Here is a 15209-nt window from a genome sequence, read left to right on the forward strand (position 1 = left end):
AAACCTTTCGGGAGGATTATATCTTTGAAGCACCTGTGCTGAGCACTGTCGAAGCGCGATCAGACGTCGGGTTGGTTGGGGCGGGCACAATGACGGTGCGAACGTCGCTGCTGAATTTTTCCAGATCGTCCAATACCTGGTTGACCACATCAGCATTCAGCGGGACAGTTTTTGTGACGATGTGCGAAGTGTCCAAAACTTTTTTGCGCGCCAGTTCAACCAGCAAGGGAAGCTCCTGCAAGTGGTGATCGTTCGAGCCGATGATCTCCACTTCATTGCCAAGAAGTTCGTTGTAGGTATCTATCTCAAGCGGCTGGTTGGATAGACCCACGATCACCACGCGCGCCATCACACCCGCGACTTGAATGGCCTGCTTCATGGTTTGCTGCAACCCGATCATTTCAATGGCAACATCTACGCCTTTGCCTTGGGTGAGTTTTTTGATCTCGGCTACGGCATCCACTTTTTTGTTGTTGACGGGGATTGCACCGTATTGTCTTGCGAGATTAAGTTTGTCTTCGTTGATGTCCACCGCGTATACTTCAATTGCGCCGAAGGCTTTTGCAAGCTGCGCAGCAGATTGCCCCAGCCCGCCCACGCCAAAGATGGCAACTCGCTCGCCGCCTTTCAATCTGCTTTTTCGCAGCGCATGAAATGCAGTGGCGGAGGCGCACATGAGTGTTGCGCCTTGCTCAAATGGGATTTCATCAGGCAGGTGAATGGCATTACGCGCAGGCACGGAAATATATTCCGCATATCCGCCGTTTGTGTAATGGCCGAGCATTAAAACTTTTTCGCAAAACTGGTCGTTGCCCGTGGAGCAATGATAACAATCTCCACAAGTGATGTTGTAATGCAAACAGACTCGATCACCGACCTTCCTGTTTGTAACCTGCACGCCAATTTTTTCGACAACACCAGCAACCTCGTGGCCTAACGTGAGCGGCACAGGCCGAACCGGAGAAATGCCCGCGCGATAATGTGCATCGGAGTGACAGATCCCCGCAGCTTTTACTTTAACCAAAACATCCCGTTCGCCGATCTCAGGGGTTGGGATTTCCTGCATTTCTAAAGGTTGTTTTATGCCAATAAAGCGAATGGCTTTCATTTGGTTTTCATCCCCAAAACTTCCACGAACTCTTTTTCTTAGGCTCTTCGAGTTTCATGTCAATTTCAGTTCTCAACGCCGCCCTGTCTTGTGGGAAGGTTTGTTCAGCCTTGTCCACATAATCCTTCAGGAAATATTTATTAATGCGGACGTAATCCTGTTCGCCTTTTAATACCTTTTCCCATCCATCCAACACAGAGCGCGCCATCAACAAACGCGTGTTTGCGGTCCCTTCAGGCTCGTTCTTGATAATTTCTTCCAACACACTCTTATGCCAGTTGACCCATTCAACGATAGCCTCTTTGGGGCTTCTGGCGATCAGCTCACCAAGCTCAACCAATAGTTTCTTTAATTCTTCTTTCAATGGAGCAGTGCGCTGCTCCACTAACTTTTTGTCTTTTGCACTCGGTCTTTCGCCCCCGAGTTTGTCGGCTAGGTCGATTGCTTCCCAATCGAAGGCGGTGATTCGTTGGCGCATATTTTCCAGTTCAATGGTTTCTTTTAACATGGTTGTCCCTTTCAATAGTTGATAATTTTCCGCAAGATGCTCAAGTTGCAATCTTAAATTTTGTTTTCAAGAACTTCTCGATGAATTGATGGTTGAAGATGGTTTTTTTTCCTGTCGCGACGCCGACTCTTGACTTTACTGCCTGCATGGCAAAATGATCCGCCTCACTCCTACGGGATAGCTGCTTCTCCTCCGATTCTTTTTGCGACCTTTAGGTTTTTTCACATTATAACCCAGCGCCTTTTCGCGCTCGAATGGCTTTCATGAACTCTCCTTTTGGCAGATAAGGAGAAATAAAATTCTCCCGAGTAATCAGGAGAACGTTTGCAAAAAAGAATCCGCTAATCATAGCTAATCTACACTAATTTTTAATAACTTCGCGAGGATTAGCGGATAAAAATGTTTATATTTGTATACCAATATCAAACGTGGTTATGTAACCCGTTTCATTCGGCGTGACGTTGAGTGTCAACTGGCTTCCGCCATTGTTGTAAATGTTGTCTCCTGTATTACGTGGGTTGCGTTCGCCTCTTTGGGCGTATGGCTCCTGCAAATAGACCTGGTCTGTGAATGCATCGTCGAAAAATAATTGGGATGTGAACTCATACTTGCCAACTCTTATCTTAAAATGAATGTGAACCGCGCGGCCCGGGTACCAGCCCGGGTAAATGGTGACAAATTGAGCCAGGCCGTTTGCATCCGTGATCTGATAGCCGCGCAGGAATTTTTTGCCCACTGCATTTTGAACATCCGAATAGACGCCATTTGCGTCACAATGCCAGACGTCTACTTGTGCATTCGGAAGCGGCGTGCATCCATTTGCGCCGATCTGTGTGACGTTGAAGACAAGGTCAAGTTGAGCGCCCTGAACTATGGAACCATCTGATGGTTCTTCGCGGATGTCGGAACGGTTTAGCATTTCATCCACGAAGTACGGGCCTTCAGTCAACTCGGGGCGTACAACACATGCGGGAATTGCCGTGTTGCCTGATGTTGTCGCTGCAATTTGTGTTGAGGATGGAGCGGTTATGGGTGAGCTTGTCGGGGATAAAGTTTCTGCGACTTCTGGCGCACAGGCCGCCAAAATACTGGCCGCACTACCGAGACTCAGAATTTTGAGTACGTCCCTGCGATTCAAGATTTGCCCTACCTGCTTGTCATCGTTATCCATTTTTCTCTCCTTTCTAAAGTTGATTCAGTTTATACATCAATATTAATGGAAAGATGAGAAAATTACGTTGATATTATGATGATTTTATTCTGTTCCCCAGTAATTCTTCATTAGCTCGGTTGCCCACGCGGGCTGACGAACTTCCTCGCGCGGTAAAAATTCCTTCATCACAGGTTTGACATCCAGCACGGGTGTGCCGTCAATCGCATCCAATCCCTGCACGAAGAGTTGGCGTCCCTCACGCTTGATGATCTTGCAAATCGTTGCGCCCAGGCGGTTGGGCCGATTCTTGCCGCGCTGTGCAAAGATGCCAACTTTGGGCCAATACTTATTATTGCGGGGATGCCTTGCGCCCGTTTTGATCTTCGACTCTTCAACCAGATGAAAATAAAAATAAACTTCTGCGTGTGAAAAACTTTCAATTTGGAATAGCGCTTCTTCGCTGAATGTGGTTTCAAGTTCGATGATGGAGATAATCTCACCCCAATTATCATCTTCCACTTCTTTGCGAGTATTCTTAACCGTTGCTATGGGCGAGAGCGTGATCATATTAAATCTTCTTCACAGAGTCGCCCGTTCGAATGACCCCGGGCTGTATCACTTTTGTGTTGATCCCGCGCAGGTGAAGTTCTTTTCCCAAAGGCGAGTTGACAAATTTCATGGCTTCCAACCCAAAGCGCTTTGTAAATTTTTTACAACCTGCGTGAGGCACAGGCATCACTTCAAGGATGGCTTCGCCAACCGATAATTTTGTGCCAACGGGCAGGTTTTTGGTGCTCAGATCCATGTCAACAAATAACTGGTCGCCCGCCAACTGCCAGCGACCTCTTTCCTGTGCCAGCAGGGCGATCACGCGCGAGTTCATGATGTTGATCTGCATTTGAGGGTTTGCGGAGTTGTCTGGCATGCTTGAACTTCCACGAGCTTTCCAATTATCGCCTTCCAGCCCTTCAAGCAAGTCAAGCCTGCCTTCGCTCAATACTTCTCTTTCTTCAGTCTGAGGTCTGCGTACGATCATGTCTAGTACGCCGTTATCCCTCGGCGACTGGCGAATATTTTCCAACCCTGCTTCCAGTTCGTTGGTTGTTAAATGTTTTACCATAATCTCTCTTCATAAGCATATTTGTAAAAAACCTCCCATCTGTAGACAGGAGATCATGTTTTCATTAGAACCCAGCCACAGCTTCATCCACCGTGTTGTAGACTTCAACTTGCTGGGTGATACCAGCAATCTCGAACACCTCGCGGATATATGGCGATGCCCCCGCCAGCTTGACGTGTTTCGTACCATCCGTGGAGAACATCTTGTAGATCACCACCAGTGAACGGATGCCAGCGCTCGTAATGGAAGGACTCTGGCTTAGGTCAATGACCATATCGCGTACGCCGCCCTCGAAGGCTTCCTTTGCGGCTTTTTCCAATTCCATGGCGTTTCCTAAATTGACTCGATCCTGAAGGTGGAAAACAGTAACGGGAACTCGTCCCTTTGCTTGTGAGATTTGTACGAGAGCCATGTTCAGCCTCCATTACTAAAATAAAGTTGACGGTGCTGGCAATGATAACCCAAAATAAATGAGGTGTCGGGAAAACCAGCCATTCTTTACAACGCCAGCAATCTCTTAAAGCAAATTGTACGAATGCGCGAATGACGCGAATAAGCCCTGCAAAAATAAGATGCCATCGCAAAGCTATGCTTATGCCAATTGAACTGGTAAACCCAGGAATTTGCCATAGCGCTCTGCCGCATTGGCAATGGCCTGTTTTTCGGATTTCGTCAGGGCACTGAAAGGTGCTAATTCAATAACAACTTCACCTTTCTTAATTATTCGCTTCCATGTCCCTGCGATGCGACCATCCAGCTCGATCACATATTGAGCAAGTACACTTCCTCGCGCGTCCAATTTATTTGTGTGTGACGCATCGAATATGACGCTGCGATCTGTATAACCAACTGTGTATTCGTCATAATCTGGCAGCAGGTGCGCTTTTGGAGACGTGATTTTTGTGGGCACAGAGTCTGTAAGCCAATAAGTTTGTCCGTTTTCAACCTGGCTGACGAGTTGGGATTTTATCGAGTCGAGTCCCTGCCTGGCATCCTGCACCGACAACCCCGACCACCATACATAATCTTTTAGCGTGGCTGGCCCGTGACATGTAAAATATCTTTTGGCAAGTTCTGCCAATGCTTCATCATGCTCCAAAGCCCTGGTATTAGGCACACGTTCATCCAGCAGGGCGTAGGTGAATTGCTTGCCGCGCCGCGCGCCACTGCAAATGATCCCATCCAATTCGGCATGGATGATTAGATAAGTGAACCGCAATAGGTCATCGCTGACAATACCCTTCTGCTTCAGCATCGAGGCAAGCTCTGTACGAGTGAGTTGTTTCCCGCCTTGTAATGCTTTTGTCAGCACTGCGTTACTGCGCCTGAAAGTCGCATTATCCAGTTCGACTTGACGATAATAATAGGCACTAAGCGCATTAATACGTGGCGCAGTCAGCGTTAACATCCAGCGGATATCAGCGGGTGTGACAAAATGCCAGGTGGGCCGCATGACATGCGTGCGAAGGATCTTTCCTTCATTGAAGGCTTGGTCTATCGTGATCTCTGTAGCGTCCTTTATTCGCTGACCCAAGGCCCATTTCGCCCCCGCATAATCCTGCGATTGGACTGCTCCAAAGTGCGTAACGGCGTCGTTAGGATTTGTAAATCTGACTTCAGAGAGTCCCTGATTACGAAGCCGCAGATGGGCAATGTGACGATTGTTCATGATAGGTGAGTATATCGTAATAACATCTTGTGATTTCCATTGAGAGACAATATTATCCTGCGCTTGTTACACTAACCGCCCCAACAACCGCACTCGCGAGAACAAGCGCATTGACCAGGGCAATGAAGATCGCGCTCGCAAGGTTTCCTCTATTGGCTTTCCCATCCTTTGTAAGACCGTCGAGCGATATCAAAATGGAAACCAGGCCGAAAGCAAAAGCGAAAATATAGGGGACCCAGATCGATGAGAGCACCGGTGATAATTTCTGAGGCCCCAGCCGGGCGGCGGATATTGCACCGTTCATCGCCGAAAAATTTGAAAGAGATTGAGTAGTCAAGAAGTCGCTGACTTTGGGTTTTTGGTTCTCTTCCCCTGAACCATCCAACGGTGAATGTGCGTTTGTGCTGGTCTTCAATAAGTTTGCTGCCATATTAGCCTCCATACCTGTAAGTGGTGGTAAAAACTTGTATTAATGTAGCATAATCTTTGATGAGATTCAATGGCGGGGGAGACTTCACCTATTCCACTCAGTTATTATCTTCAGTTAACGTGCCGCCCCAAGTACTTGGGTCGACATCCGCAAAGGTTTGGGAGAATGTCCAGTGGTGGCCGCCGAGATCATCTACAGTATATTGGCGTTCTCCATAAGGATAGTCGGCTGGCGGGCTGATTATCCTGGCGCCAGATTGCTTAGCCCTTTCATAATGACTGTCAACATCTGCTACTCGTACCAGCACAGAGGAAGCACGTGAAATATTGCCCTGCCTGGTGACAATGATCGAGCCTTCGCCGAAGACAAGTTGGGCGCGGTGATCCGCGATCTTCAATCGTTCTACGAATCCAAAGGCTCTGCAAAGCCATTTAACGGCCTCGCGTACATCGGAGTAGGGAAGTTCTGGGATCACTACGCTGGGTGGCATGGAACGGTTTGTATTCATAGGTATTTAACTCCCTTCCAGGATCTCTAACGTATCGTAAACAATTTGTCGAAGCCCCCGATTTCAAATACATTCAAAACTGAGTTGGGGCAGTTCAAAAGGACCAGTGACTTTCCTCCCTCGGTCGCACTATTTTGAAGCACGAGCAAGGCTCGAATGGCGGAAGAATCCAAGAATGTTACAGCGGAGAGATCGATTTCTATCTCAAGGACCTGGTCGGCAGACAAAGCGCTGGCGTGTGCCTCGCGAATTTCGTCCTGCGTTGAATAATCTATTGCACCCGATAATGTAATGAGTGCGTTATTTCCGTAGAACTCAATTGTGGCGGACATGGGAGACTCCTTCTGAATTTCCAAACTTATTCTAAAAGATACAGCCTCGTTATGTTACCAGAAACCCTCATGGACTGCGCGGGCTTCTACGCTAAGCTCTAATGCAGGGCCGACAACCTCGACAGTGCGCTGGCTGTGCCCAAAGACTTCATGGCAGGAGAGCAATAGATGGTCTGGCGATGGACCGACCAGATCGTAAAAATCAATTTCACCTAAAGCATATACCACGCGCCTCACATTTCCCCAGTGGATCGCGCCTGCGCACATGGCACAGGGTTCAGTGCTGGTGTAGAGGGTGCATGTCTCAAGTTCTTCCAATGAATAGTGTTGAGTGGCAAGCCGCATTAGATTCGTCTCGGCATGACCAGTGCAATCACGCTCTGTGACCACGGTGTTTTCGGCGTGCAATAAAACTTTATTTTCTTTATCCACGAGCAACGCGCCAAAAGGATGATTGCCATGCTCACGCGCCTGCCTTGCAAGTTCAATTGCTGTTCGGAGGTGTTGAAGGTCGTTTGGCTTCATGGGTTGTGTCCTCATAGGCTGATATATTTGCCAAGTATAACCGCGCTGCTTTCAAAGACTTCGGAAGTTTGCCTTGACGAGTTTACAATTAAGAGTCTTCCAGAAGACTTCCGAAGTCTGGGATTTAATCAACTATAAAAAGTTTTGCACCGACTTTTGTATAAGAGCGATGCGGCTCGGCATTGTCAGCCACTTGATAACTTGTCCCTGGAGTTAATACAAATTCCCTGCCATCGGCAAGCTCGGTATGTAATTCCCCTTCCAAACAGAACAGGATGTGACCCTTTGTGCACCAATGGTCAGCTAGATAGCCAACACTATACTCCACCATGCGCACGCGGACAGTGTCAAACTGCTGTGTCCGCCAGGTTGCCATGCCTGTCTCACCCCTGTGTTCAGTAGGGACGATCTTTGCCCATTCTGTTGTGCCAAATGGGATGTTTTTCATTTCCATAATGAATCTCCAATAACTGGATTATAAAGATTAATATCCATTATGTCAGCCTTTTCAGGGCATGCATCCGTTTTCATCCGCTCATCCGCTAAGCATCCGTTGACAATATCCGTTGACAATATCCGTTGACCACCCCAACCCCACAAACAGAAACCTCCTGACTTGTGGTTAGGAGGTTTCTGTAGCAGATTCTTTATATCAGCGCCCCAATTTTTTCTTGTAAGTCTTTACACCTTGTATAGTTTCTAAACAATTGATGAATTAACGCTATCGGATACTCTGACTCGGTGAGTTCGTAAGTTTTCTGTGTGGCGATTTGAATCACGCTCAGCAGTGTATTGTTAAAATAGGAGTCGAAATCGGCTGTTGGATTCATGAGTGTTTCAACTGGGACTTTGTTAATTACGATATGTAGAATAAAATAGTTTCCATAAGTGTAGACAGCTCGTTCCCTACTTGTCTTTTGAGATCTTAAGTCAGTTAGGTATTTAGAAACTGCTCTATATATCTTGATGCACCTCCAAAGATATTGAACTTTAAGAGTCTCGTTAAACATATCCTTATAAGGAGGCTTTGAAATGTCATCCCAAAGCCTTCCTATTTCGCGCTTGGCGGTCACTGAATGTGAAGTGTCGCTACCAGCACATGCCAAAGCAACTGTTGCTTCTTCTAAAGTGCAATTGCTTTCGTCGAAAGGAATCACCTCATCTGTTCTTTTGTAATGATAATTAATTCCCGACAAAAGTAATTCTGTTTTGAGTCTTCCTTGTTCTGGGTCAAGAGTTACAAAATCTCGCTTTTCAATCTTGTTTTGGGTGTTTGATGATATCGTGATTTGGCTGCCAAAATCTTCGGGAGAATTTTCGAGGGGTATTAATCGAACAAAAACCTTTGCCTTTTGGAGTTGCTCAGGAAATCTGTCAAGGGAAATACCTAAACTGCCAACTGTTTGCGCGCCATTGATTATTGATAATCCCTTACAATCAAAAAGCCCTGTCGTTTTTCCCACTGTTCTTGCTGGTAAGGGCTTTATGCTTCGACACAAGATTGTTACTCCATTATTGAAGTATATGAATTTATCTGGTTCTTTTTCTATCGTTCGTAGAATCCCAGAATTTATGTCTGACAAGCCAATGAAGTTTCGAATATTTTCCGCGAAGAGCTTCTTTCGATTGTTTTGCCATAAGACTGCTAAATCATATGCTGAGATTTGACCGTAATAAGCAATGAATGGTTCGTCAATCGTTCCCCAATTCGATAATGAAATCTCACTTTCTATAGGCTTTCCAGCTAAAATTGTGTTTAATGAGTCGTGGGCTGATTTCAAGTTAAAATCTGAAAAGAAAGCCCATTCGGTCGACTCGTTGAGAAATGTTACTAAATCATCAATAACCCTTTGATTGTGAATTCCAAACCCTTTTCCCGTGTAGGAAAGTATTATATTAAGTTTTATTTGGCTTTCGCTAAAAGCATCTTTTATTACTGGTAATTTCTTTTGAAGTTTCTCATTAAATCTGTCATATTTTTCTTCTATCAAATCAGTAATTCCGCTTGAAAATTTTCCCATTTCCCCGGTATCTGGTTCGCCAGCTCCCTCGTCAATCAATTTTGACTGGACTAGATACAAGAAGTTTTGTTGATTGTCGTAGAAAATCGCATCAATTCCATTATCGTTATATCCATCTACAACAGCATTTGCAGATTCTTCGATTGTGGCAGATGCGTTGATGTGTAAGGCGTAGGCAGCCAATGCTCTGGAGTAAAAACACTTCTTGATTTCTTCAGGCGGCTTATCCTGTATATCGGAGAGATCAATCATGTCGGTAAACAAGTTATCTAGTGCTTGCTTAATATGGTTTACTTGGATTCTTGACATAATTTCCTCTCTTGTTGTTGAACCATGAACTGTTGAACACGTTGTTTGTTATTATAACTGTAATCATAAACAACAAGCTTTTGTAGTTTATCTGTGTCTGTGGCATAATATCACAATCAATGGCATAACGAACTACGAGAACCCATGACTAACCAACTCATCGAATGTATCCCAAACTTTTCCGAAGCGCGAAGGCCTGAAGTAATAGACCAGATCGTCGCTGCCATCACTTCCGTCGAAGGCGCGAGCATGTTGGACCGTTCCTCCGACCTCGACCACAACCGCACGGTGCTGACCTTTGCAGGTCCGCCGGAAGCTGTGGAGGAGGCCGCTTTTCGCGCCATCAAGACCGCCGCTGAATTGATCGACCTCAATCAGCACACGGGCGCGCATCCGCGCATTGGCGCAACGGACGTGGTTCCGTTTGTCCCGTTGAAAGATGTCACGATGGACGAATGTATTGCACTGGCCCAAAGGTTAGGTCAACGCGTCGGAGGCGAGCTCAGCCTCCCCGTCTACTTGTATGAAGCGGCGGCCACTCGCGCTGAAAATGCCAATCTGGAAAATATCCGCAAGGGTCAATACGAAGGACTCAAAACTGAAATCGAATCTGATCCAAATCGTAAACCTGATTTTGGGCCCGCAAAACTTGGCGCGGCAGGAGCCACTGTCATCGGTGCGCGCAATCCTCTGATCGCCTTCAACGTTTATCTGACCACCGCCGAGGCGGGCATTGCAAAGAAGATTGCCAAAGCCGTTCGTCATTCAACGGGTGGGCTGCGTTACGTGAAGGGGCTTGGCCTGCTGGTGGATGGACGCGCGCAAGTCTCGATGAACCTGACCAACTTTCATGAGACGCCCATTGCGCGCGTGGTTGAAACCATTCGCCGTGAAGCCCAGCGTTACGGTGTTGCCATTCATCACAGCGAGCTGGTTGGATTGATCCCGCAAGAGGCTTTGGTGGATGCGGCGATTTGGTACACCCAACTAGATCAATTTGACAAAGCGCAGATACTTGAAAGCCGACTTTATTCATCGGACGATGGACAACGGACAATGGACAATGGTCAGCCGTCCATCGACCACGGTCTTACCGCGCCTCAACGTGCTTCCTTTATTGAACAGTTGGCTGCGCTGACACCGACTCCGGGCGGCGGTTCTGCTGGAGCCTATGCAGGCGCGATGGGTGCAGCGCTGGTCGGCATGGTGGCGGGGCTAACGATGGGCAAAAAGAAATATGTCGAAGTTGAAGCCGAAATGCAAGCCATTCGAGTCATGGCTGAGAGCTTGCGCAAGGAATTAACCCAGGCCGTAGAGGACGATGCCGCATCATTTGAAGTTGTAATGGCGACTTTCAAATTGCCGAAAGAAACCGATGAGCAAAAATCCATTCGTAATGCCGCCATTGTTCAAGCCACCCTCAATGCCGCATACATTCCGCTTCACGTCGCCGACGACGCGGTCAAGGTGATGGGACTGGCTTTGAAATGCGCCAAAGACGGAAACCTAAATGCGATTAGCGACTCCATGTCAGGTTTCGCCATGGCGCGCGCTGCCCTTACAGCCGCAGGGTACAACGTGCGAATCAACATCAACTCCCTCGAAGATAAATCTCTGGGACAGAAAATGTTGAAAGAATTAAAAGACCTCGAAAAACAAGCTGACAAACTAGAAAAAGAAATCCGCACCGTAATGAAAGAGTGCGGCGGGATATAAGAACGCTCTTCAGCGAGGGTGCGCCGCACCATAATTAATAGGAATATTCAAAGCGAAGTGATTTTTGCCTCTTAATGAGAAAAAATCTACCCTTCAGGTGCGACGCACTCCTACCATGATCAATCCATGAATCGTATCTCAGCCATTTTACTCTTCGGGCTGTTGCTGCTTTCCTCCTGTACGCAAGTTCCAACAACCCAGGGCGCGTCAGTTCAAGCACCGAGCTTCGCCTTACAGCCTGTCCCTGCGACAGTTCCTGTGCCTACAGCAACCATCGTCCCATGCGACCCTGCCACAGCCGAATATTGCATCGTGGATGGGCATTTTATGTTCCAAAATCCACTTGGACCAGATTCTGTACTTACGATAGCGCGTTCTTACGCTTACGGCTCCACCGCAAACGGACAGCGTGACCCTCATCATGGCGTGGATCTTGAAAGCAAGGAAGGCGCACCTGTGTATGCTTCTGCTGAAGGCGTGGTTATTTTCGCCGAGCCAGACCATGAAGACATATTTGCCCCATGGAAGGACTACTACGGAAATTTGATCGTCATCCAACATGAGAATGATTTATATACACTTTACGGGCATTTATCACAGATACATGTCACGGCAGGGGATGTAGTGGACAGTGGCGATCTAATCGGTGAGGTGGGGCATACGGGTGTTGCCATTGGCAGTCACTTGCACTTTGAAGTTCGCAATGGCGGCGATGGTACAAATTATTTCTCCACTGAAAACCCCGAATTGTGGCTTGTCTTGCAGGATGGCATGGGGGCATTATCTGTTAACCTGGATGCGAGCGAATTGGAAAAGGTTCAACGCCAGTTGGTCATATTGCGTTATGCCGCAGGGACAAACGTCTCCGAAAAAAAATATTACGTTGCTACCTATCCAGGCGGATTCGAATATAACGAAGAGGATCTTGCACTCAGCAACCTGCCGCCCGGGCGGTATCGAATCGCGTTTTCAGATGAAGGCAACCTGCGCGAGCGTGTGGTTGAGGTGGAGGCTGGTAAACTAACGCAAGTTGTGTTTGATGGGGAATAAGAGCTATATATCACCAGAAACGAGACCCCTCAGTCGCAACGTACGCTCCTTCAGGGTGACACAATATGCAGAGGCTCCGAGATAAATCATCATCTCGGAGCCTCTGCTTCACAATTCTCTAATCACTAATCTCTGTTCTCTTCACTACTCTTCCAAAGTAGAAATATCACCCTCGGGCAATCCTTGTGCCCTTGCTTTCAATACGCGGCGCATGATCTTACCTGAACGGGTCTTCGGGAGTTTATCCACAAATTTTACATCTTCAGGCCTTGCGATTGGGCCCATGTGTGTAGCCACATGCTGGCGTAATTCTTCCGATAACTCAGGTGAGGGCGAGAAGCCAGAGCGTAGTAATACGAAAGTATAAATAGCCTGACCTTTGACTTCGTGCGGCAAGCCGATTGCAGCGGCCTCCGCCACAGCTGGGTGGCTGACCAGAGCCGACTCAACTTCCGCGGTTCCCAAGCGATGCCCGGAGACTTTGATGACATCGTCCACGCGGCCAATGATCCAGAAGTAACCGTCCTTGTCACGCTTGGCAGAGTCACCTGTGGTGTAGCGGCCAGGATATTTCGTCCAATATTGACTCACATAGCGCTCATCGTCACCATAAATGGTGCGCAGCATTCCAGGCCAGGGATTCAAGAGGGTGAGATAACCTTCAGTGTCATCGGGTACGGGGTTGCCCTGCTCATCCACGATCTCGGCCTTTTGCCCAAAGAACGGGCGTGTGCCTGAACCTGGCTTGAGCGGAACGACGGGGGTCGGCGCGATCATGAACATGCCTGTTTCAGTCTGCCACCAGGTATCGATGATCGGGAGTTTCTCTTTACCTATGACGCGATAGTACCACTTCCAAGCTTCGGGGTTGATCGGCTCACCGACAGTACCGAGCAGCCTCAGGGAGGAAAGATCGTGTTTCTGCGGCCAGGAATCGCCGAAGCGCATGAGTCCACGAATGGCGGTGGGTGCAGTGTAAAAGATCGTAATTCCAAAGCGTTCGATGCATTGCCACCAACGGTTCGGATATGGATAAGCTGGGCCGCCTTCGAACAGGAAGGATGTCACGCCGTTGATCATCGGGCCGTATACGATGTATGAATGCCCTGTGATCCAGCCTGGGTCTGCGGTGCACCACCAGCGGTCTTCATCGTTGACATCGAACACGTATTTCAAAGTTGAATACGTGCCGACCATGTATCCGCCGTGCGTATGCAAGATGGCCTTGGGTTTGCCCGTTGAACCAGATGTATAAAGGATGAAGAGCGGGTCTTCCGCATCCATCACCTCGGTGGGACATTTGCCATTGGCGATGGGCAGCACGCACAGATCGTGATACCAATGATCGCGCCCCGATTCCATGACAACGGGATTGCCGACGCGCTTGACTACGATCACATTTTCAACGGATGGACAACGCTTGAGGGATTCATCCACAATGGCTTTAAGCTCCACCACTTTGCCGTTTTGGTATGAACCATCGCAGGTGATGACGAGTTTGGACTTGCTATCCTCGATTCGTCCCTGCAACGAGTCAACCGAGAAGCCGCCGAACACTACAGAGTGAATGGCACCGATCTTTGCACAAGCCATCATCGCGAAAACAATTTCGGGAACGCGTCCCATGTAAATGGTGACGCGATCACCTTTGACAATGCCCATAGCCTTGATGATATTCGCCATGCGCGAGACTTCGCGGTTCATAGCATAGTAAGAGAAAGTGCGTTCCGACTTGCCGTCTTCCGATTCCCAGATCAGCGCAAGTTGATTCTTGCGGTGAGTCTTTAGATGGCGGTCAATGGCATTGTGAACGATGTTGGTTTGTGCGCCGACGAACCATTTGAAGAACGGCTTATTTGAGTCATCCAGAACCTTATCCCACTTCTTGAACCATTCCAACTCTGAAGCTTCGTCTGCCCAGAAGCCTTGCAGATCTTTGCCTGCCTTTTCAGCGAGCGCCTCCCAATCTTTCACGCGCGCCTGTTCGATAACCTGTTCCGATGGATAATAGACTTCGCCTTCCATTTCCTTTGGCTTGCCGGTCTTTGCCATAGCAATCTCTCCTCTATGTAAAAATGATTGCGCAATTTTAATCCTATTTTGGATTTAAGCGACAGTCACTTTTGCCATTACCTCAAACCTGGTAAACGGGCAAAAGTGGCTGTCGTTTCGTCTTTAACTCAACCGACCCTTGAAACTTTTATGGCTTTCGAGCGCCTGAGACGGCCAGAAATTCCCAGGCAAGTGTATACGCAGCCAGGAGCAAAAAACATAAAAGAATCCCTTCAACCTGCAGAGGTTGCAACCCGGTCATACCGATGGCCAGGCCAGGGAAAATGGAAAACAACAAAACAAAGCCATAAACAACAGGCACGAACCAACTGTTCCGGCTAAATGGTCCGCTGGAGTTATATAGCCGCACCGACTTGATTAACCTGATGGAAAATACCAGCCCTATTAACGAAGCGATCACAAAAACACCCTGCCAGATCAGGCCATTGTCACCGCCAATTTGTGCGCCCAGGCTCATCAATGCAGGGATTAGAAAGGAAGCATACACGCCTCCCGCCATGCGGCGGGTTGTCTCTTCCTTAAACCAATCGGATCTATCCTTGACAACCGTCCACCATAAGCCTACCAACGTAAAACAAACTCCTGCGGTTACTGCGTAAAAAGTATTGGTATCCATGTTCTGAAAAATCTCCTTTAAGAAGTTTTGTGGTTATGGATAAGAACACAAGTTTGTAATTATGGTTACAG

17 protein-coding genes are annotated in these 15209 nt (G+C 47.8%); 2 read left to right on the plus strand and 15 right to left on the minus strand.

Annotated features, from left to right (window positions below; all coding sequences use genetic code 11):
- Window positions 1-16 precede the first annotated feature (16 nt).
- The 13 genes from AC14M5_RS06760 to AC14M5_RS06820 form a co-directional block, all read right to left on the minus strand.
- Window positions 17-1108, minus strand: a complete 1092-nt coding sequence (locus tag AC14M5_RS06760) for an alcohol dehydrogenase catalytic domain-containing protein (protein WP_484028881.1) — start codon at window positions 1106-1108, stop codon at window positions 17-19.
- Window positions 1109-1115: 7 nt separating this feature from the next.
- Window positions 1116-1616: a hypothetical protein gene (locus tag AC14M5_RS06765; RefSeq protein WP_484028882.1), complete on the minus strand. Its 501-nt coding sequence runs from the start codon at window positions 1614-1616 to the stop codon at window positions 1116-1118.
- A 403-nt stretch (window positions 1617-2019) separates the two neighbouring features.
- Entirely contained in the window at window positions 2020-2787 is a 768-nt protein-coding gene (locus AC14M5_RS06770; RefSeq protein ID WP_484028883.1) for an intradiol ring-cleavage dioxygenase, read from the minus strand.
- Between the two features lie 84 nt (window positions 2788-2871).
- A complete protein-coding gene (locus AC14M5_RS06775) occupies window positions 2872-3336 on the minus strand; it encodes an SAM-dependent methyltransferase (RefSeq protein ID WP_484028884.1) in 465 nt (154 codons plus the stop codon).
- Window position 3337: 1 nt separating this feature from the next.
- A complete protein-coding gene (locus tag AC14M5_RS06780; protein ID WP_484028885.1) occupies window positions 3338-3889 on the minus strand; it encodes an MOSC domain-containing protein in 552 nt (183 codons plus the stop codon).
- A 64-nt stretch (window positions 3890-3953) separates the two neighbouring features.
- On the minus strand, window positions 3954-4301 hold the full coding sequence (locus AC14M5_RS06785; protein WP_484028886.1) for an STAS domain-containing protein: 348 nt from the start codon (window positions 4299-4301) through the stop codon (window positions 3954-3956).
- A 180-nt stretch (window positions 4302-4481) separates the two neighbouring features.
- Entirely contained in the window at window positions 4482-5558 is a 1077-nt protein-coding gene (locus AC14M5_RS06790; protein ID WP_484028887.1) for a winged helix DNA-binding domain-containing protein, read from the minus strand.
- Between the two features lie 52 nt (window positions 5559-5610).
- Complete coding sequence (locus tag AC14M5_RS06795) at window positions 5611-5988, minus strand: hypothetical protein (protein ID WP_484028888.1); 378 nt, start codon at window positions 5986-5988, stop codon at window positions 5611-5613.
- A 97-nt stretch (window positions 5989-6085) separates the two neighbouring features.
- Window positions 6086-6496 (minus strand): VOC family protein, encoded by a 411-nt coding sequence (locus tag AC14M5_RS06800; RefSeq protein WP_484028889.1) that lies wholly within the window; start codon window positions 6494-6496, stop codon window positions 6086-6088.
- 26 nt (window positions 6497-6522) lie between these two features.
- Window positions 6523-6828, minus strand: coding sequence for an STAS domain-containing protein (locus tag AC14M5_RS06805; RefSeq protein ID WP_484028890.1), 306 nt, complete (start codon window positions 6826-6828; stop codon window positions 6523-6525).
- A gap of 54 nt (window positions 6829-6882) precedes the next feature.
- A complete protein-coding gene (locus tag AC14M5_RS06810) occupies window positions 6883-7353 on the minus strand; it encodes a nucleoside deaminase (RefSeq protein WP_484028891.1) in 471 nt (156 codons plus the stop codon).
- A 124-nt stretch (window positions 7354-7477) separates the two neighbouring features.
- The gene (locus AC14M5_RS06815; protein WP_484028892.1) at window positions 7478-7807 is read right to left on the minus strand and encodes a DHCW motif cupin fold protein; all 330 of its coding nucleotides are present in this window, start codon (window positions 7805-7807) and stop codon (window positions 7478-7480) included.
- 193 nt (window positions 7808-8000) lie between these two features.
- Complete coding sequence (locus AC14M5_RS06820; protein WP_484028893.1) at window positions 8001-9683, minus strand: AIPR family protein; 1683 nt, start codon at window positions 9681-9683, stop codon at window positions 8001-8003.
- A gap of 144 nt (window positions 9684-9827) precedes the next feature.
- Here AC14M5_RS06820 and ftcD point away from each other — a divergent pair, with 144 nt between their 5' ends.
- Window positions 9828-11399: a glutamate formimidoyltransferase gene (gene ftcD / locus AC14M5_RS06825; protein ID WP_484028894.1), complete on the plus strand. Its 1572-nt coding sequence runs from the start codon at window positions 9828-9830 to the stop codon at window positions 11397-11399.
- Between the two features lie 126 nt (window positions 11400-11525).
- Window positions 11526-12449, plus strand: coding sequence for a M23 family metallopeptidase (locus AC14M5_RS06830; protein ID WP_484028895.1), 924 nt, complete (start codon window positions 11526-11528; stop codon window positions 12447-12449).
- A gap of 144 nt (window positions 12450-12593) precedes the next feature.
- On the opposite strand, the gene acs is transcribed toward AC14M5_RS06830, so the two are convergent.
- Together acs and AC14M5_RS06840 are read right to left on the minus strand one after the other, a co-directional pair.
- Window positions 12594-14501 carry an acetate--CoA ligase gene (gene acs / locus AC14M5_RS06835; RefSeq protein WP_484028896.1) on the minus strand — a complete coding sequence of 636 codons (1908 nt, stop codon included), beginning with the start codon at window positions 14499-14501 and terminating at the stop codon, window positions 12594-12596.
- 148 nt (window positions 14502-14649) lie between these two features.
- Window positions 14650-15138, minus strand: coding sequence for a hypothetical protein (locus tag AC14M5_RS06840; protein WP_484028897.1), 489 nt, complete (start codon window positions 15136-15138; stop codon window positions 14650-14652).
- Window positions 15139-15209 lie beyond the last annotated feature (71 nt).

The sequence above is a fragment of the Candidatus Villigracilis sp. genome (genome assembly GCF_057083605.1).